General features: G+C 49.7%; 12 protein-coding genes and 1 pseudogene. 1 reads left to right on the forward strand and 12 read right to left on the reverse strand.

The window, feature by feature from the left end; translation table 11 throughout:
* The 5 genes and pseudogenes from B1748_RS35530 to B1748_RS35550 form a co-directional block, all read right to left on the reverse strand.
* A pseudogene (locus tag B1748_RS35530) lies at positions 1-2166 on the reverse strand (hypothetical protein); the annotation flags it as partial.
* A gap of 16 nt (positions 2167-2182) precedes the next feature.
* Positions 2183-5617, reverse strand: a complete 3435-nt coding sequence (locus tag B1748_RS35535; protein WP_087572702.1) for a heparinase II/III domain-containing protein — start codon at positions 5615-5617, stop codon at positions 2183-2185.
* A gap of 121 nt (positions 5618-5738) precedes the next feature.
* Positions 5739-7253, reverse strand: coding sequence for an ABC transporter substrate-binding protein (locus B1748_RS35540; RefSeq protein ID WP_087572703.1), 1515 nt, complete (start codon positions 7251-7253; stop codon positions 5739-5741).
* Positions 7254-7328: 75 nt separating this feature from the next.
* On the reverse strand, positions 7329-8225 hold the full coding sequence (locus B1748_RS35545) for a carbohydrate ABC transporter permease (RefSeq protein WP_246608737.1): 897 nt from the start codon (positions 8223-8225) through the stop codon (positions 7329-7331).
* A gap of 20 nt (positions 8226-8245) precedes the next feature.
* Positions 8246-9139 (reverse strand): ABC transporter permease, encoded by an 894-nt coding sequence (locus B1748_RS35550; RefSeq protein ID WP_256976148.1) that lies wholly within the window; start codon positions 9137-9139, stop codon positions 8246-8248.
* A 250-nt stretch (positions 9140-9389) separates the two neighbouring features.
* Here B1748_RS35550 and B1748_RS35555 point away from each other — a divergent pair, with 250 nt between their 5' ends.
* Positions 9390-11777 carry an AraC family transcriptional regulator gene (locus B1748_RS35555; protein ID WP_179216000.1) on the forward strand — a complete coding sequence of 796 codons (2388 nt, stop codon included), beginning with the start codon at positions 9390-9392 and terminating at the stop codon, positions 11775-11777.
* Positions 11778-11860: 83 nt separating this feature from the next.
* Here B1748_RS35555 and B1748_RS35560 read toward each other — a convergent pair whose 3' ends face one another.
* The 7 genes from B1748_RS35560 to B1748_RS35590 all read right to left on the reverse strand — a co-directional run.
* Complete coding sequence (locus B1748_RS35560) at positions 11861-12670, reverse strand: PepSY domain-containing protein (RefSeq protein ID WP_087572705.1); 810 nt, start codon at positions 12668-12670, stop codon at positions 11861-11863.
* A 244-nt stretch (positions 12671-12914) separates the two neighbouring features.
* Positions 12915-13634: a PepSY domain-containing protein gene (locus B1748_RS35565; protein WP_179216001.1), complete on the reverse strand. Its 720-nt coding sequence runs from the start codon at positions 13632-13634 to the stop codon at positions 12915-12917.
* A 126-nt stretch (positions 13635-13760) separates the two neighbouring features.
* Complete coding sequence (locus tag B1748_RS35570; protein ID WP_087572707.1) at positions 13761-15185, reverse strand: sensor histidine kinase; 1425 nt, start codon at positions 15183-15185, stop codon at positions 13761-13763.
* Positions 15182-15901 (reverse strand): response regulator transcription factor, encoded by a 720-nt coding sequence (locus B1748_RS35575; protein WP_087572708.1) that lies wholly within the window; start codon positions 15899-15901, stop codon positions 15182-15184. The genes B1748_RS35570 and B1748_RS35575 overlap by 4 nt, the downstream gene beginning before the upstream one ends.
* 150 nt (positions 15902-16051) lie before the next feature.
* On the reverse strand, positions 16052-17251 hold the full coding sequence (gene nagA, locus B1748_RS35580; protein ID WP_087572709.1) for an N-acetylglucosamine-6-phosphate deacetylase: 1200 nt from the start codon (positions 17249-17251) through the stop codon (positions 16052-16054).
* Between the two features lie 285 nt (positions 17252-17536).
* Positions 17537-18586: an SGNH/GDSL hydrolase family protein gene (locus B1748_RS35585; RefSeq protein WP_087572710.1), complete on the reverse strand. Its 1050-nt coding sequence runs from the start codon at positions 18584-18586 to the stop codon at positions 17537-17539.
* A gap of 196 nt (positions 18587-18782) precedes the next feature.
* A partial coding sequence (locus B1748_RS35590) for an S-layer homology domain-containing protein (RefSeq protein ID WP_087572711.1) occupies positions 18783-20759 on the reverse strand: 1977 nt, incomplete at its 5' end.

Consider the following 20759-nt stretch of genomic DNA (forward strand, 5'->3'; position numbering starts at 1 on the left):
GGCAATCGTCTGCTTCGTACCGTCAATATAAAGCGCCGCGCTGTCCGGAAGCGACTGGGTATTGGAATTTGTCCGTTGGATCGAACCGAGCTCGTTAGTGGTGAATCCTAATGCATACAAGTCCGCCTGGATGACCTTGCCTGCATATCCGTCTTTCAATCTGCTTATGATGGCTTGATCCGTAACCGCGGAGAAGGCGCTGGAAGGAATCTTCTTCGCTCCCGACAGCTTGGCGTTCTGTCCCGGATAGGATCTGTACGTGATTGGCGCCTTGGCCCTTCCCGAATCGGAGGCATCGAGCGTAAACGTGCTGCTGCGGGAGTATTGCCCGCCCATGAGGTATACGGTGATGCCGCCTACCGGAATCCCCGTGGAGCCCTTCCGCTGCCTTACAACATCTCTTGCTTTTTCAAGCGTTAGGAAAGGCGCGTGATACGTTCCGTTATTCGTATCGCTTCCTTGCGGAGATACGTATACGCCGAAGGTCTGTTCAATGCCGGTCAGAAGGCTCTCATCGCCGGCCGTGAACAGATTCGCGTCATCGCTGACGGCATACAGCGTGCCATTGTTCCATACATATAAGTTTTTCTCGGCGGCTACCGCCTGTATGGAAACATATTCGCTCCCATTGATCAACTCGGCAGTCACCGATGTTGAGCCAAGCTTTGCCGTCACAAAGTCTTTCGGAAGCAGCACGTCGCCGTTCTGCACGACCGGCAGGACCGTATCGTCGTCATTCAGCTTCGTTCTGGTTCCGTCCACATAGACATCGGATGAATACAGGGACAGAAGTATGCCTTGAGGCAATCGGGTCTGCAGATCAGGCAGATGATCGACTTTGCTTTGCGCATTTTGCGTAAAAATCTGCTGGAGACGGGCAGCTGTCGTCGCATTGTATTCCTCGATGACAAGATCATCCAACACCATTTTCCCAGCGACATTAAAAGCAATGCCTTGCACCGAGTCTACCGGATTGGCAAGGCTCTGATTCATCATGACGACATTGTTGCCGTCATCGTCTCCGATATAAATATCTTGTGTGTCGGATATCGTATCGATGACCAGGCCGACCTCGTAATCGCGTCCGGCTTGCAATTCGGCAACGATCGTTGCGGTACTGTCGCTGATCGTCTCCAGCTCGCCGGAGCCGGTCAATCTGAGTGCAGGAACGCTGTTCCCGGAGCCACTTGAATCGATAATACCGGGGAACCATTCGCTTGCTCCCGAAATTTCATTGATATGCAGCTTATATGTGATAATCACTTTAGTGGCGGAATAAGGAGCGGCAAGCGTCTTCTTGACATAAAAGCCGCTAGAACCGCCGTTCGCCGATTCGATGTAAAGCTTCTGATCGTGTACTTCCGCTTTATAACCTGCCCCCATTCCGCTTGCGTTCGTCGCCCAGCCTTCGGCATCAGCCGGCACTTTCCACCCATTTGTATAAACAAAATGCTCCTCAAGCCGATTCAAATCCAGCTTGGGTACCGTAAACGTCCAGTCGGACAACCCGCCGCCAAAAATGCCGCCTCCCAGGTCCAAGCCCGTGCTGTCCGATACTTTCAAGCCGCCGACGGCAAGCGTCAACGATGTAACTGCATTATTGTTAGGGAGGTTGTAAAACCCGGCTACGCCAACCCCTACCTTTCCGCTGGAAAACTCAGCATCGTTTGCTGAAAGGATAAGGGTATCGTTGGCCAATACTTGAATGGCGCCGGACGTCACTGTAATTTTGTAGTGAGTTGTTGTATCCAGGGCATGTTTCAAAGCGGTTACGGTGTTGTCTCCAAGCTTCATGGCAACGCCATTTCTCTTCTTGTATAAACCGATTGCGCCAGTAGCGCCATGAACGGAGATGTAATAATGATTGTTGGCGTTCTGATAACCAAAATAGATTTCGTGATGTGCCCAATTCGGAAAGACTGGATTCGTAGCAGGCTTCACATCCATCTCCAACACCATGTCCGCTAACGAAAAGTTTGCGGGAGCTATTCCCATCGTGTTGGTAGTAGCGTGCGTCTTCAGCATCAACCAATCGACATTGCTTGCATCCGTCGTTTTATACCACGTGCTGCTATTTGCCGCATGGGCGGTATTTGCGAACGGAAATAAAATGGCCGGGCATATCAAAGTCAGGGCCAGCAAAAATACAATGACTCTTCGTTTCACTGTTCATTCGCCTCCTTTATAATAGAAGCTCTGTCCAACTGCCGCCGGACGTCCTGCACGGGAAACCCGATGAATCCAATGGCATCGCGACGATGGAGTGGGCATCCGTTCTAACCATGATCTTTCTCTCATTTCCCTTTTCAAGTATCCTCATATTGACCTCTGTCGGAAATGACACTTTCGCTTTTCCTGTCAGGATACGATAAGGGAAACAAACCTCCTTGAGCATTTGCGTGTTCTCCTCGAATGTAAAGCCCGGCCGCCTGGTCATATAAATTTTGTGCAGGCCGTCTTCGCCTTTCTGCAATTTGTCGAACGGCAAATGCCGGTTGCTCTGCCCGTCTTGCGCTACAATGATATATTTTCCTTTATGCGGCTGCTTGTCATATTCCTCGGGGTATTGGGATAAATCCCCTCTTATGCTCAAATAATATCCGTTTTCGTCTTCCCCTGTCCCCACTAGCGTCTGGCTTGTCCAACCATTCAGCTCCATCTTCAAACCAGCAACGGAAAAACCGACTCCCGAATAAAAATCAACTTCCGTTTCTTTATCCGCTTCAGCAATCGTTTTTTCTTTGATGATCAGAAAGGAGCCATCCATGGATATTGGACCTGATACAAGGGGGCCGCTTGTTTCGCTTTTACGATAAAGAACCTGGATGACCGTATCTTCCGTCCGGATGCGCACACCTTCGCCGTCTATTCCTGCGATGCCGTCCATTCTTTCGCAGCTCTGTACGAACGTTTCATTCTGAAACGGCTCCCACAATGCAACGAATGTGCTGTCCAATTCGCTGCCGTCTCTACGAACAATAACCTTGGGCATCACATTGTTGTTCCAGTTGCGCGTCGCCTCCTGAAGGTTGGCCAGCTCCCGATGATATCGGTGTCTGGGCGCATCGCACAGCATAACTTCCCCCTCGGCTGGCGCCACCCAATGCAGTCGAAGGCCCGGCTTAGGCTCTGCCGACGCCGCTCTGGCTCCTGCTCCAGGGAAGGGTTCGCCGTTCGGGAATGCCGGGGTCATCGTAATTTGCCAAGGCGTGTCATCCCTATACACGCTTACATTGCTGAAGGCGCCGTAGTAATGACTTCTTCCGCCAGGCTCGTCCCGTGGCAGCAAGCCTTCCCAATTGAAATCTTCGCCAGAAAGCGCGCCTGCCTCCGGGTTTAATGGAATGCCGTTATCATCAAGGTTATCCAGGTACCGGTCCGGTTGTAATGTCATTTCTGCTGTCTGCGAATAATCGGCGCAGCCATTGGCCATCCATTCATGACGATTCCCGCCGGACACCTCGAACAGGTCCAAGAAAACGCTCCGCCCCTTCGCAATCGGAATACCGATCACGGCACGCCGATACTTGCGAGCTTCAGGATACGCAATATGAGGCGCTTCCGCCTGCATGACCATCGTGCGACCGTCAGGGGCATGCCAATGGAGGAGGTTTCCGCCTTCAGAGCTGAAGGCCTGATTGTTGCCATCGACAACAACCAGATTATGTGCAGCTGCCGTATAGATGTATCCGCCAAGATGGGAATATCCGATATCCGACACCAATTCATCTCCGTGTGCCCACAAGGTGAAATTCAGCATATCCTCATGTGAATGATTCCAGTGTCCGGAATAATGCAGATGCCCTTCGGCACAATCCGTGCCTTCTCCCGACCCTATAATCGCATGTCCAAAATCAGGCAGAAGGAACGGTTCAGAGATGTTGCGGCGATTCAGATCTTTGTCGGGAATTTCATTCGAAATCCGCACTTGATGATATTGGCTGTACTGACTTTCGGCCCACGTATCGTGTATGGTCATTACGGAGCCGTCCGGATAAAACATTCTTTGCTTGCACAAATACATGATGTGTTTGTAGCCGGGCAAAACGCGCTCAGGGTCGAAATATTCAATATGGCTATCATCTAGTTGGGACGTATAGCCGTCAGGATCTGAATAACCCCGGATATGACGAAGCGCTTCATCAATATCCCCGGCGACATCGTGCAAATACGAGACGCTCTCCGGGAACATGCCGTCTGCCATAAACAAATAGCCGAAAGCGGCTTTGGCCTTCCCAATAACATAGTGGATGATTTCCGGACAGCCGATGGACAGGGCCGCCATAACAAGTCCGTTCAGCTGCAGTCCGATTGTGTTATGGAAGTATCGCCAAATGTCGGTTCGGTAGTAAGCGTCAAACCTTAATGACATACGAACAATGTGCAGAATCCCTTCGATGACGTCTTCCCTGGCATGAGGGAAACCCAGCTCGGAAACCTGCTTCCAGATGATCGGGCTTTTTAATGGTTCAAATATCGCAAGCATTTTCTTCAAATGCGCTCCCGTTGCCGGAGTTTGCCAGAAATGAGTATCGGCAATCCACGCAAACCATCTTTCATATTCATCCGGATCGAAAAAAGCCAGAATATAATGATAATTCCAGTCCGGCTTGCCAAAGATTGGCCAATGAGGGACGCTTCTCGCCAGCTTCAGCAGAATGACCGCCGCTCTAATTCCGGCTTCCATATCGCCTGTTGTATGATAGTATTCGGCGAGAATCCGCGCCGCTTCCTGGAAGCACTCCATTCGGGTGCTGACCATAAACCGATCCAGATATATTTTCTCGAATTGAGGATCGTAATATCTTTTTAAATCGTCGTCATCCGGTCCCGGATAGCCGGGAACAAAGGTGAATATTTCCTCGAGCGTTTTGTTCCACGGCCGTTTGTGATAAGGATATATCCATTTCTCCCCTGACGGTCCAATGACCTCGTCATGCCCCGAAACCGGGAATTCTTCTTCATAGCGGACAGGCTCTCCGGTTGTTCGATCGATCAAGATGTCAGGCTTCCGGGGATCCCATCCATAATGCTCGGCATACTTCCCTAGCCCTCTCCGGTCCGGAACCAGTTCATAAATGCTGGCAGGCGACAGCTCCAGATAAGGCAGAATATGAGACGGCAATTCTCGCCGTTCGGACTTGAGCTCGTCAATCTCTCGCTCATATTCCGTATGCGCTTTCAGATTGTTGATCCATTGCGGATAAGGCGCCCCTTGCACGACAGGATGATCCGGAAATCCGCCTCTTTGTGTCCGGATATTGCGAATCGCCACTTCTCCGGTCCCGAATAGCTTCAGCACGTATTCGAGTCTGATCATGTTTGCCTTCACGAATGCTTCCAGATACATCGTTTGCCAGCTGTCATTGACCCTCACTCTGGATGTATCCTGATCATATAACATGTCATATTGCCTGTTTCTGACCTTAACGGTTTGATAAGGATTGGCAGCTTCCTTGTAAGCCCGGAAACATTCCGGATGAACCACGATGCCGGGAGTCCCCCTAATCTCAAAGCTGATTCCTAATACATCCTCATTCCACCTCTCCAGTTCAAACGCCGGCAACATCCATTCCGCTTCATTCTCGATCGTCAATCGCAAGACATTAGTTGTCATCCCGTATAAACCACCTATAGGAAATAGTAAATTCGTAATGTTGGGAGCGCATGACCAGCAACCTGCGCCCCCAACGTTCTTCCAGACAATCAGAAGGTGTCGGTTCCTTCAGTCTGTTCTTTTATTCCTTTGTTTTACGCCATTCGTCTACCTGTCTCTGCGCTTCAGCAATAACCTTCTCTTCACCGGCAGCCTTGCGCTTCTCCTTCATGTCCGCGATTGTTTTATCGATATCGGCCATACCGCTGTAAAGAACAGGTTTAAATTCGGTGAAAATCGCGTTCAACTGGGCGATTTCGTTCTCCACGCTCTGACGGTCAAAGCTAAAGCCGATTGTCGGATCAACAAGCGCGGTGTCATTCTGCGTCTTTGTTAGCTCCCATACATCATCCGGTTGTCCGGGAATCACGTAGCTGTTGAATTCATTGCCGAACAGCCAACCCGGCAGGGAATAACCGCCTGTGATAGGCTCGATGCGATTGTCGGACACCTTCGTGTAATCCTGGCCTTCAATTCCGAATTTGAGCAGATTGAACAGCTCTTTATCCGTATTGACCAGGTTGATCAGCATCATGGCGCGGTCCGGGTTTTTGGAGGTAACGCTGATGGCGTTCATTGTCGTCTGGCCAGCTGTTTTCGGGAGGACCGCGGGTCCGGTTGCTTGTACGACAAAATCGAAGCCCATGGCTAACTTCAGTTCGGCATCCAGTCCAGGTTTAATCGAGGTATACCTGGAGAAAATTTTGCCTGCTTTGATGACTGATGTCTCATCCTTCATAGTAGCTACGTCTTGCGGAAAATAACCTTTCTGATACCAGTCGCGCATAATAGCAAAATTATCCGTTAAGGTGTAAGGCGCGTAATAGACCTGCCAGGTGTTCGGGTTAATCCTTAAGCCTTGCACGCCATCTACTGATGGAGCGAAGGTCAAGTAGGCTTCCGGAAGTCCTTCGCGCAAGGGGGAAACAGTCGGTTCGCCGGTTTTGATCGTTTGGAAGGCAGCCGTCCAATCATCAAGCGATTTGAAGCCGGACGGATCAATCTGATATTTGTCCAAGAGATCCTTCTTGTACCAAACCCCGGGCGCGGTAGCCATGATCTGATTGTTCGGCACGCCATAAATTTTCCCGTTTACTTTGACCCCGTCCCATATTTCCTGCCGCATACTGTTTTTCAAGTCCGGGTATTGGGCCAGCAGATCGTCCAATGGGATAAAAGCTCCTTTGGATACGTTATCCGAATACGGATTCGCCCAGCTCGAAGTGAAGGCGATATCGTATTCTTCTCCCGAAGACATGACAAGTTGCATCTTGTTGACATAGTCGCCCGGGTTAATAAATTTGAAGTCGACCGTAGCGTTGATCTTGCTTTGAATCATCTGATTTGCTTTCTCCAAAACCGCTGCCGCATTGCTAGGCTCCGCATTCCGAATGAACCATACCAGCTTCACCGGATCCAGCTCCTCGACCGACTCCGAACCCGTCGGCTCCGGAGTCGCGTTGCCCGGACTGCCGGAATTGGCGGGATTGCCGCTTGAAGTGGCAGCCCCCTCATTGCTTGAGCAGGCTGCAAGAGCCACACTGAGCATCAGCAATACAGTCAGTAATACGGTCCTTGAACGTTTCCATTTTTTCATTTTCGACACCCTCTCCAAGATGGATAAAATCTATCTTAAAAATCGGTAATCCGATTTTTAATTCAACCCAGGAAGCTAACCTTTAACCGATCCCACGGTTAACCCTTTGGCAAAATATTTTTGAAAGAAAGGAAAAACAAACAACATAGGCCCAATCGCGAGGATACACATGGCCATTCTTGCACTTTCCGACGGAAGGACTGCCAATTGCCCGGAATCGACTTGCACACCCTGCTGCAAATTTTTGAGAATTTCCTGAATGTTGTTCATCATGATCTGCAGCAAATACTGCAGCGGGTACATCTGTTGCTTGTCGATGAACAACAAGGCATGAAACCAGGAATTCCAGTAGGCAAGGAGCTGCAGCAGTCCTACGGTCGCCAATACCGGTGTTGACAGCGGGATAATAATCCTCGTATAAATACGCCATTCGCCTGCTCCGTCGATCGTGGCAGATTCGACAAGCGAACCCGGAAGTTGTTGAAAAAAAGTACGCATCAGGAAGATGTACCAGACGCTGCCGAGAAGCGGGATAATAAGGGCTGCATACGTGTTCTGCAATTGCAGATATTTCGTCATCAACATGTAATAGGGAACAAGCCCGCCGCTGAATAACATGGTGAAGAACAAATAAAAGGTAATGATTCTACGGTACTTGAAGTCCGATCGGGATAACGCATAAGCGCACATGGAAATCATCAATACGGAAAGCAGCGTGCCGACAGCCGACATGAAGATCGTAACCTTGTATGCGTCCAGAATCGTCTTCGGGCTTTTCAGAATGTACCGGTAGGCTTGCAGATCCCAATTTTCCGGAATGAGTCGATATCCAAAATTGGCGACATCCATTTCATTGGACAGCGAGATCGAAACAATCGACCACAGCGGTACGATAAACAAAATCGACATGGCGATAAAGATGATGTGCAATACGATCTTGGACAAGCTGAGCCTGGAGACGAGCGCCATCATGTTCTCCACCTCTCTTTCTATTAAAATAAGGAACGATCCGAATCTATTTTCCTTACGACCGCATTGGCGGTTACGATGAGTATAAATCCCAATACGGATTTGGTCAGATCTGCCGAGCTGGACATGCCGATATTGCCGAGATGCATTAAGGCCCTGAATACGTAAGTATCGATTACGTCCGTCGTAGCATATATGGTTGGCGAATCCATAGGCACTTGATAGAACAAACCAAAGTCCGCCGAGAAAATATGCCCAATGGCCAGAATAACCAGGAGCGTCATTAATGGATAGAGAAACGGCAATGATATTTTCGTAATAATTTTCCATTTGCTCGCGCCGTCGATCTTGGCGGCCTCGTAATACGTAGGGTCAACGCTTAGCAAAGCAGCATAGTACATAATGGCATTCATTCCGATGACCTTCCACAGATTAGCAATAGGAAAAATGTAAATCCAGGCCGACGCTTTATTGTACCAATCTACCGCTTCGAAGCCGAAGCCAGTCAGCCAGTCGTTCAATATTCCCGATCTCGGATTAAGAAAAGCGTAAACCATATACGCCACAACAACCCAGGATAAGAAATGCGGGAAAAACATAATGGACTGGTACATTTTTAACCATTTTTTGCTTGTCAATTCATACAGCATTAATGCGACGGTCACCGACACCACCACCGTACTGACAATGAACACCGCATTATATCCCAGTGTGTTGCGAACGATTCGGATGAGGTCCGGTGAAGTAAACAGGAATTTAAAATTACTGAACCCCACCCACTCGCTTCCCAATATGCCTTTATCGAACTGATAGCGCTTGAAGGCAACAATCGCACCGAACATTGGCGTGTAGCTGAATATAAACGCGTAAACCACCATTGGAAGCGTCAGTGCCAGCAGAAATCTGTTTTTTCGCAAATCTCTCAAAAACTGTCTTGTGTGTTTAATCGCTCTCTCATCTCCTGTCTAATTGATGGATGGTTGTGCTCGTTATGCTCTCATCCTAACCATTCAGGGTTCGTTCCATATAGAGGCAAACGCTGCGAATAAGTCGAAAATGCGGTCTAAAATGTGCGAATAAGTTCAAGAAAGCGCTTTTCCATTCCACAATTCGTCCGCGTCCTCTATAATAATGAGACTAAACGAGGGGGCAGGGGAGCGATTTCTCATGAGACGAGCACTTTCATTCAAACACCCGATTTACTTTAATCACTTGCTTATCAAGATCACCATCTTGATTGTGCTCACCGTCCTGGCACTATCCTTGATTCTGAACTACAGCTTCAAGAGCTATAGTATCAGCCAGTTAAATTCGTCGAATGAAAAATTGATGAATCAAATTTTGCAGAATGCGCTGGCCATCAACGATTATGCCAAAAGTTTCGCCACATCCATGTTCAATGGCCCGGATGCGGCCAATTTAATGTACGGTCAGGATGTCCAGATCATTGATATTTTGAAAAGCATGCGAAATACGGATATTTTCCTGAGCAGCACGCCATATATGCATTCTGCTTACTTCTATAACGGGCGTTCCGGTACCTATTATCTGATCGGGCCGGATACCGGCATTCGAACAACTATGGATATTCTCGATCATGATTTTGCTCACATGATCGAGAACCCTGAACGAATCAAGAGTCTCACCCCCATTCCCAGAAGTATTCGCTTCTCGGAGGCGAATGCGGAAAAAAAGATAGAGGTATTTTCCTACATCCTGTCGGAGCACTTTCCAAACTCGAAAAAAGTGAAAAATGCACTCATCGTCAACCTCAGAATGGACTGGATTTTTAACACCCTATCTTCATATAAGGATACGAATTCTTTAGAGGGAAGCAATATTCTGCTCCTTGATTCCGAGGGAAAGGTCGTTACAAATTCAAATTCGGAGAACAAGCTGTTCGGAGTGGATTTGTCCGCTGAGCCCTTCGTCTCGGAAATATTGGCCTCCAAGCAAAGATCGGGATTCATGATCGCGGACTATCAAAATCAATCCTCTGTAATTACGTATGCCACTTACAACTCGGCTCCATGGACCTTGGTTAATATTACCCCCTATGAGCTCATTGCGGAAAGCATCGGAAAAGTAAAGCGTACGACGCTATCAATCGGCTTGATCATTATGATCCTCTGCACGTTTTCGGCTTTTCTGCTTGCCAGAAATTTATATGCCCCCGTACGCGATCTTCGATATATGGCTAGGAAACTGGATTATTTACAAAGCGAGAATCAAGATGAGCGGAACGAGTTCGATTATATTGCCAGTTCCCTTCAATCCGCTTCGCACAAGCTGATATCGCTTGAGTCCTTTCGCAAGTCAAACTTATCTATCCTTAAACAAAACTATTTGAGAGATGTGATATTAAACAACAATTCAAGCGAAGTGAACGATGAGACGCACTTCAAGGAGCATGGGATTGTCCTCAATCCGAAGAGCAGATTGGTTGTCGTTCTGTTCAAAATCGACCACTTCTCGGATTTTCAAGCGAAGTACAGCCTGAAGGATCAGACCCTCATGAAATATGCGCTGCAAAATATTATCAGAGAAATTTTATATTCTTCTTTCCCATGCGAAACATGGGATGAGGGGGGCGATACAATCTTCGCGCTGCTGAATGTGGAGCCGGATAACAGCGAATTGCAGCAATCCTTCTCTGATATCGAAGAATTTAAAAAGCTTATTCGAGAGGTCCAAAATGTTTATGCAACCTACTTCAAAACAAGCCTTTCCGTCTTTATAAGCCATTCGGGGGAGAGTTTGCGGGAAGGGAGACGTCTGTTCGAGGAGGCGGTCGAGTTGTCCAAGTACCGCATGACATTCGGGCACGGCAGCGTTCTGTTCCAGCAGGAAATGGATATCGATTCCTTGTCCGAATATAATATCGACAATGAACTGACCACACAATTTCTGGAGATGTTGAAAAAGGGCCGTCTCGATGAAGCTTGTATGTTATTGAATAGCCTTATGAAGAGCTTATCGAATTGCAGTTATAACAATATTATGTTTACCTTGTCGCACTTGTCGTCATCCATTTTTAATGCCATCAACCTTATGGAGAAGAACGGAACCGTTTTATTCGCGCTCGATTTTGTTTCATTCGACAACAGGATCAAAAACATGGAGACGCTTGAGCAAATCAATGCGGAATTTTTGAAGCTTATTGAGTTTATCGTGCTCAGAATGGAGCAAAGCCGGGATGAGAAGTCGGAGATCGTCGCATTGAACGCCATCAAGTACATTGAGGTCCATTATACGGACCCTTCTCTCACTACCAATCAGGTGGCCGATCAATTCAATATGACTCCCGCTTATCTTGGAAAGATGTTCCGACAACATGCATCCCGCTCCATCACGGATTATATTTCTGAAGTTCGACTGGTAAAGGCATCGGAGCTCTTGAAAGAATCTGCTTATAACATCGATGAAATCATCGACAAAATTGGCTGGGAAAACAAAAAGTACTTCTTCACTTTGTTTAAAAAACGATTTGGCGCCACTCCGACAGAGTATCGTTTAAAATCCAGGGTGAATGAGATTTCTAAAACGGAACGTTAACGTCTGATCGCGCATGACCTGGCGTAACGAAGGCTGCCCCCATTGACCTTTTGGGGCAGCCTTCAGCAATTTGCTCGGTATCCTTAGTTGTCGTCCCGATCATCGTCATACTGGTCGTCATCATCCCAGTCATTATCGTCATCATCGTCGTCCCAATCGTCGCGGTCATTGTCGTAATCGATGTCCAGCACTTTGCCGCTTGAGGCGGCAATTTCCACCTCGGCCGTGCCGTTCGCCGTCTTTAACTTAACTTCATATTCCAGTCTGCCGTCGTCGCGTTCCGTCTCCACTCGAATCAGCTCGCCCTTAACGGCTTGCTTCGCGATCTCGACTGCACGCTCGGCAGTGATGATATTGGCGGCAGTTGCTGCTGAACCGCTGTTTGCTGCGCCTGCAGCCGGCTTCGAAGCGGATGCCGCCGTCGATTGTGCTGGCTTTGTTGTGGCCGCAGGTTTCGAAGTCGCTGACGCGGAGGAGCTACCAGTTGCCGACGCCGAAGGATTCACTGTTGTTGCCGCCGACTGTCCTGTTCCGTCAGTCCCTTGTGCGGCTTGCGCGCCAGTGCCTGCTCCGGATACAGATTCGGAACGGCGGTCATCGTCGTCGTCATCTTCTACAATGCGCAGCACCTTGCCGCTAATCGCATCGATGTACACGTCCGCCTCCCGGAAATCTTCCTTGCGGTCGATGTCGACCTCGTAATAGACCGTTCCGCTATGGCGCTCCAGGTCGACGTCGGTTACCGTGCCGGGCACCGCCTGCAGAGCAATCTGTTTTGCCTTAGCCTTGCCAATGTAATCCGCCGCGGGTGCTCCCGCCGCGAATGCGGCACCGGCTCCTCCCAGAACCGCCACCAGTCCGGCTCCGATTATCCAGCTTTTTTTGATCATCATGTTCCTCTCCTTCACCCATTGTCGCTTCTGATGTCTCTCTTGTTGCTTAATTACACTTTAACCGGGCAATCTGAGGGGATCATTACAACAACATTAGAATTTGATGAGAGGATCATTGGCGCCTCGAACGCACCGCTCCAGCGACATTGTATATGAAATTTCATATACATGTGCCTCGAACGGACCTCTCCCGTGCCATTAAGCGACCTGGCGGAGTCGCTATCGGCGTACATCGAGACGCGTCCTAGTCATCATCGTCATCGTCGTCCCATGCTACGGATACGATGGCGCCGGACGCCGCGTTAAGCTGGACCTCGGCCTCCCGGCCGTCGTTCGTCTCGATGTCGACGTAATAGTACCAGATGCCGTTGTCATCGTCCTTGTCCACATCCGTCACGGTTCCCGCAACCTTCGCCAGCGCCAACGACGCAGCCCGCTCCTCGGTGATATGGACGGACGAAGTAGACGAAGGCTTGCTTTCCGGCGTCCGAGTCGGAGGCTTAGCCGTAGCGCCAGTGCCGTTCGGTGACGGTGTCGGCTTAACGATCGGCGTAGCAGCAGGCGTCGACGTAGGCGCAGGCGAAACCTCGCTGCCCGGGTCCGAAGGTTTTGCCGTCTCCGACGGTGCGGTACCTGTTGGTCCTGGCTCTACTCCCGTACCTTCATCGCTTGTGAAGCGCTCCAGCAGACGAATACTGTCCACGCTGCCCTTTGCTTCGCCTACCCTTACCTCGTATATCCCATGCTCCGTTCTAAGTTCCACCAAATATCCGCCGTCTTGAGCCGAGCTGCCAATAATCTCTCCGCCATACTGCTTCAGCACCTCGCTCCTAGCTTCCTCCATCGTAAGCCCCGCAGCGCGGCCTTCTCTCGTTGAGAACAGCAGTACGGCGCCAACGAGAAGACAGAACGCGACGCATGAAGCCGCAACTATCGTTCCGGTTTTCCATTTGCCAGACGACATCCCCATCATCCCTTCCCTCTACCTGCTGTTCATTGTAAAACCTCAATATTATATTTTCATGAGAAAACGCGGCGTATCTTATCATTTGTATAAGAAAACGCGTCGCATCTCATCTTTTAGATACAATTAAATTGCCGGAAGCCAAATCGTCGCGGTCGTTCCTTCCCCTTGAACGCTTGCCAGCGTCAGCTCCCCTCCAAGCGCCTTTGCCAACTCCTTGGCCAGCGACAGCCCGAGTCCCGCTCCGCCGGTCGACTCTCCGTCGCGGCTCCGCGCCTTGTCTACGCGATAAAACCGCTCGAACACAAGCAGCAATTCGTTCTCAGGAATGCCAATGCCATTGTCGCGAACAGCCATATAGAAACGTTCCCCTTCGCTACCCAAGCGAAGCTCGATGGGGCCATCGCTGTATTTGCGCGCATTGTCCAGCAAAATCAGAAGGAGCTGCTTCAGCATATCGGGGTCCGTCCGGGTCGACAAGCCGTCCTCCAAATCGACAAAGGCATCGCCCATCCGCTCAGCTTTCCCTTGCCGGTCCGGCCCCGTCCCCCGCAACTCAACCGCCACTTCCCGCTCGTATACTTTGCCGAAAGTGGCAGCTGTCTGCCTCGCGAACGGCAGGAGATCCACCTTTTCCGTTTCCGCTTGCCATGCCCGTCTGGCGGTGGCGAGAAGCAGCAGTTGCTCCGTCATTCCCTTGAGCCGTACGGCTTCGGAATGAATGGCTTCAACGGATTCTTCCAGCAGCTCGGGCCGATCCGCTCCCCTTCTCTTGAGCAGGCTCGCATAGCTCTCGATGATGGTGAGCGGCGTCTTCAGTTCATGCGAAGCGTTGGACACGAACTGCTCCTGGCGCACGAAGCTCTCTTCGAGCAGGCCGATCATTTCGTTGAACGTTTCGCCCATGCCCGCGAGCTCGTCCCTGGACTTCCCCTTCCGATTCAACCTTGCGAATTCGCCGCTCCCGATAATGCGGCGCATCGTGCGCGTCATATCGGATATAGGCCGCATGAGCACCCTGCCAAGCACGCCGCTGGAGATGACGACGGGCACAAGGACGGCGGCCGAGACGCTAAACAGCACAAGCCGCAGCAAACCCAGCAGCTCCATCAGCTCTTCCATGCTCGCCGTAGCTTGCACGTTCACGATCGACCCGTCTGCGGCAATAACGGGGAGCGACACGAAGCCATAGTTCCGCGATCCGATTACAAGCTTGTCTTCCCTTCGTTCGGAGAAAAAAACCGCCCCTTCGCGGCTTAACTCCGTTTCTCCCGCCGAGGTTACAAGATATTCGCCGCCTCGTCCGTCTCCGTTTACCAAACGAAGCATCCCTTCCAGCGGGACGTACGCGCGCATCAGCTCCCGGATGGCCGCGGGCTCTGCCGCATTACGCAAGGCGGCGGCGGCGATTTCGGTCTCCGCAGCCAGCTTGCCGATCTCCCGGTCGATCATCATGCCGGAGAAAACAAAATAGACGGTCGTATTGGCCGCGATCAACAGAACCGCAAACAAGACGGAGGAGTAGAGATGGATTTTGCTCCCCAGCTTCATGTCGCATCCCGGATGACGTATCCGATACCCCTGATCGTATGGATCAACTCCGTCCCGAACCCTTCGTCCACTTTCTTGCGGACGTAACGAATGTACACATCCACCACGTTCGTATTGCCGGCGTAGTCATACCCCCAAACCTCCTCCAGCAGCTGGTCGCGGCTTAACACAAGCCGTTTGTTCCTGAGCAGACAAGCCAGCAGGTCGAATTCCCGCTGCGTCATTGCAATCGGCACGCCTGCCCGCTCTACCTCGCGCGTGCTTTCGTTCAGCCTCAGATCGGAGGCGTTCAGCCATTGGCCAGGCTCTTCATCTCGAGCGTGCAGCGCCGCTTCTTGGACCGCAGGCGGTGCCGTCTGCCTAAGAAACGCTCTTATGCGCGCCAACAGCTCTTCCATCTCGAAGGGCTTCGTGACGTAATCATTAGCGCCAAGATCCAGCCCCGCCACCTTTTCCTTAACCGCGCTTTTTGCCGTCAGCATCAGGACCGGCGTCGCGGAATCCACTTCCCGAATACGCCGCAGCAGCTCCAGACCGTCGATGCCGGGCAGCATGACATCCAGCAGAATGAGGGCAACACCTCCAGCTTTGTAGGCCGCCCAACCTTCCACTCCATCCGGCGCCAGTCTCACCTCATAACCTTCGCTCTCCAGCTCGATTTGCAGCAGGCGCGCAATTTTGCGTTCGTCCTCTACTACCAGTATCGTTTCGCTCACCGCTATTCCTCCCGCTTTACAGCTTATCTTCCCTCAGCATATCGCAAAAAGCCCTGCCTCGTCTAATCGGCATTCTCAAAAGCTGAGCGCGGCGTAAAGTTGGGAATAAACGGATACCCCTGTTTCAATGAATGCGAGGATGGTTCATATCTATATCGCTTCATTTATAGACCTACCGTGAACCCATACCCGTTGAAGCTCTAAATCAGGCGAAAGAAGGAGAACGTTAGCTTTTTTTCCATAGGCAAGGCTCCCCAGATCGGACTCAAGCCCAAGTAATTTGGCCGGATTCCCGCTTGCGAATCGACTTACCTGTGCGATAGTCAGTCCGACTTCTTGTACCATATATCGAAATGCTTCGATCATTGTCAATGTTGAACCTGAAAGATTGCCCCCATCCTTTAATCTGGAAATTCCATTCTGCACGCTTACGTCAAGTCCAGCGATATGATAGCTCCCATCACTTAACCCGGCTGCAGAGATTGCGTCTGTAATAAGAATGACCTGATCACTTCGTTTCAGCTTCGTTAGTAGCCGAATACAGACTGGGTGAACATGATGCCCGTCAGCAATGATTTCTGCACTAATCCCGTTATGGCTTAGAACTGCACCTACAGTTCCAGGATTGCGATGGTGAAACCCCCTCATCGCATTAAACGTATGGACCGCATGGGTCAGGCCGTAATCCGCTGCTTCATTGATACATTCATAGGTTGCATCCGTATGACCACATGCAGATACAATTTTCCGATCTTTTAACCAAGTGATCAGAGCAGTGGCTCCTTCTATCTCTGGCGCAAGTGTAAGTATTCGAATCAGTCCCGGATAATTACTAACCCATTTTTCTAACCACTCCATCTTTGGCGCAACGATATGCTTAGGATCCTGTGCCCCTGACCACCTTGAGCTAATAAATGGCCCTTCAAGATGAACCCCAAGCAGCCTGGCATACGGCATTCCCCCGTCCTGATAGTCAGCTACAGCACGAATGACCTTTTCAATAGCGTCGCGTGAAGCGGTTACTGTCGTAGCTAGCATCGTAGTTGTTCCCCGTTGTCCATGAAATTGCGTTATCGCATCATAAGCTTCCCACGTAGCATCCATGAAATCATGACCATAGCCGCCATGTACATGTACATCGATAAACCCCGGCAGCACCCAGCCTCCATGTGCATCAATTTCTTCAACATATGTCCCTTTCGAAGCAATAATCTCTGCCGCTCCTTCTCTAGACCCGATATAAACAATACGCTCATCTTGCCAAGCAATGGTTCCTGCTTTAATCGTGTTATTATCCATTACGATTTTACCGTTATTTACGACCGTCATAACCCCTGGATTCGTGTTCATTGCGCATCCCTTCCCTGATAGCATCGATCATTCAAATCTAAAATCGTAATATAGCCGATAAGTCCCCCTGCAGAAAAAGCCCTGACTGCAGACGTCAGGGGAAATGAGGAGGGTCAATTATTTATTCGTGTGAAATCCAGGCTGCTAACAGGATACAAAATGATTGATTTCGTTTTGGAATGAACTACCCTCATCGATGGATAGGTTATTAACCTGAGGATGAAGGTTTATGATTGTATCAAATTTTTTCCGAAATAATCATAAACTTGGGTTCAAGTGCTCGAGCTACGCGATAATGCCAATAAAGGCCAGCCGAAACCGCGTTCCTTGACAACCTGGGCCGTTGCCATGAATGACTTCCATCTCTACCTCGTGCATTCCGGTCGTCAAATCCTCAGCCACAATCTCCACATGGTATATCCCCTCAGCAGGGGACCAATCCGCGCGATCCAACTGAATCACAGTTGCCTCTCCGCCATCCATGCGACAGCGGAAATCTGCCGAAAGTTTGCCGAAATCAAAACCAAGCGCCAATCCCTTCCCTTGAAATGAGAATCGAAGTTTCGAGCCGATTGCTGTTGTCACTAACAGTTGATCTATCCAAACCAAATTTGCACTTCGTTGTACCGTCCACGGTCCCTCTGTCCTCACCTCTCTGAACGGAACGAAAGAGATATTTCCCCAATGTTCTGAATTTATCGGCTCCGGCAACAAAGGAATTCGAGGGGTTCGGCCTAAATCCGTGTTCAGTTCTTTCACCAGGTATGCGATTACACTTTGGGCATAACTCAAGCTGCCTCGATGAGTCGGGTGCAATCCGTCAGGCAGCCATTCTTCCCAAGCCATTCGTCCTTTACGCACTTCCTCGAACGCGTACAGTCCCATCCATATCGATCCAATATGATAATGCTCACCGATCTGTTCCAATTCTGCAATTGAATCTGGTACATTTCCCGCTTCCATATCAGCGTACATAGCCTGCAGATAGCTATAAGTCAACACGAGATCAGAATCGCTGCCCTCAATCAAACGACGGATCAACCCTTCACGCGTACGTTTTCGCCTCTCGTGCGGTGCATAATAGTCGTTCACCGCATATTCGACAAAGATGATATCACAGTCTTTAGAGAGAATATCCCGCTCGGCCCGGAACACCGCAAGGTTGCTGCCAGTTGCTCCAATTGCGGCATTCTCAATCGTAAATCTTACTTGCGGATATGTTTCTACGAGCCAGCTAACCACTTTGTCTGGCCAGTTATGACCGGGCTTCGCTTCGGTAATCGAACCCCCTAGAAAGCCTAGCGTCACCTCTCCTCGTTCAAGAGCAGCCCGCAATCGAATTAACGGGCTCCTGTGCCTCCATATTCTCTTATCCATATCCTCACTCCAAATAATGATAATTTAAAACTTAAAATAGCTTAATGTATTTGAACGAATTGAAGAAGTATGGGCGGAGTTGATCGAATTCCAACCGTAACTCCGCCGATAACAGTCTTTCCGTAAATGACCAGAACTGTTCCTTCTTTAAAATTTACTCAATCAAGTCAGACTTTTGAAGTAATCGCTTAACAATGACGGCAACCTCTGCCCGGGTAATGTTCGCTTTCGGAGCCAACTCCGAGCCGTTTCTCCCCGTAATAATTCCTGCCTGCAGACTATCGGCAATACCTTCCTTCGCCCAAACCGAGGCAATACCTGAATCTGTAAAGGAATCTAATGGTCGTTCCGCTTCTACCTCTTCAAGCTTCGCTTTCAGCCCAGTAATTGTCATCGCTTTGGCGATGATCGCCATTGCCTGTTCACGGGTAATCTTGTCCAATGGACGAAAGCTGCCATCTTCGAATCCGTTGATCAGGTTATAGGCGTAAGCGGTATTAATAACAGAGCTGTACCAATCCGTTTCCCTTACATCCGAGAATGGAGCCGAGCCGCTTATTGGCTTCAGTCCCAGCCCCCGAACGATAATAGCTGCGAACTCCGCACGCGTAATATCCTGATCGGGATTAAACTTGAGGTCGCCAATGCCGCTAATGACCATTCGGGAACCCATATCGTTTACGGCTTCCTTGGCCCAGTGATTTGCGACATCCGTAAATGCAACAGGGTTTGAGATCACCGCGTAAATGCTGTTCGTCAAACTGTTCACTTGCGCATAATATTTGCCCTCTGCATAAACGATCTTCGTCGGCACGTGACGGATGGAGCCGTCTGGATCAACCACTACCCCGGTAGTGATTTGATTAGGATCTATGCCTACCGGAATCGCGATCATTCTTTCGATGTACGTATTAAACTCCGACAAATCGATTACTGTATCCCCGTAGATGCCTCTCACTGTAAAGTTGATCGGCGGGGTCACAATAGTAAACGTATTGTCAGCAGCCGCATTCTCGAAAATCCGGATCATTTCTGCAGTCGGCATGCCGATTTCAATCTGAATTCTAATGTCCTGTAGAGCTGCCTGAATGTCTAGCTGTTTCGATATGGCATCCATATTGATTTGCAGAGCTGGCAGCTTATAGATACCATTCTCAGTTTGAATTTCAACAATAGCTCCCTTATGCTCCATGCTCTTAACCATCTGCCCATTAAACTCAACAATAGCGACGTCGGAATTCATCGTCATTGGAATCAAAATGACCGGATGCTCGCCTTCCGCCGAAAGCTTCTCTTCCAGTTTGCTTTGATCGACCGTTACCGTTGTGACCATTTGGCCGTTCACCTTGGCAGTTTTTGCTTTTCCGGCAATTTCCGCCTTGCCATTAATCAGGATTTTTATGCCATAGTTCTCTACAGGTGTAACAGGCGGCGTGATGATCGTACCGCTATTATTTTGCGTGTAATATGCCGTATACGTGATATTGCCCGTCACCGCCCGGGCAGCTAAAGCTTCCGCCGATAGCTTGGTTATGCCTCCATCGCTGCTCCATCCAATGAACGTATAGCCGCTATTGGCCGTCACAGTCGGCACTGCAGACGGATTGCCTCCAGCCGTTACCGTCTCGCTAGTTCCGCTAATCGTGCCATGCAACCCGGCTGTATAAGTCACCGTGTAGCTCATTACCGGTTCCTCATTGGTAAAGTTGACTTCATAATTCAAAGTCGTCGTTCCATCCTCAGCTGTTACGGTAATAACGGCTGTCCCGGGAATCGTGGCAGCTTGTACAATCGACACCACGGCAAGATCATCCGCTGCCGTGGCCCCAACAACAGGAACCTCCGTCGCGTTCTTATCCAATACAACCGTGTACTCCTTCAAGTCCATCGCGAATCCATCCACTATGCTGCCATCTACTGTAATATCATTTAATCTTGCATCGTGCGAAACAGCATCATGATAAACCTCAATGCTGTCAATACGGGTTATGCCGGCTATATCTCCTACGTAGCAGATGACTCTAATTTTCGATGTCATAATATCAGCGAACATGATATTAATAACCGATTTCGTGTTATCCTTTACCGAATAAACATTTACCCACTGTCCGTCCTTCCAATATTGAACATC

It is taken from the genome of Paenibacillus sp. MY03 (assembly GCF_002165585.1).
Taxonomy (GTDB): Bacteria; Bacillota; Bacilli; order Paenibacillales; family Paenibacillaceae; genus Pristimantibacillus; species Pristimantibacillus agaridevorans.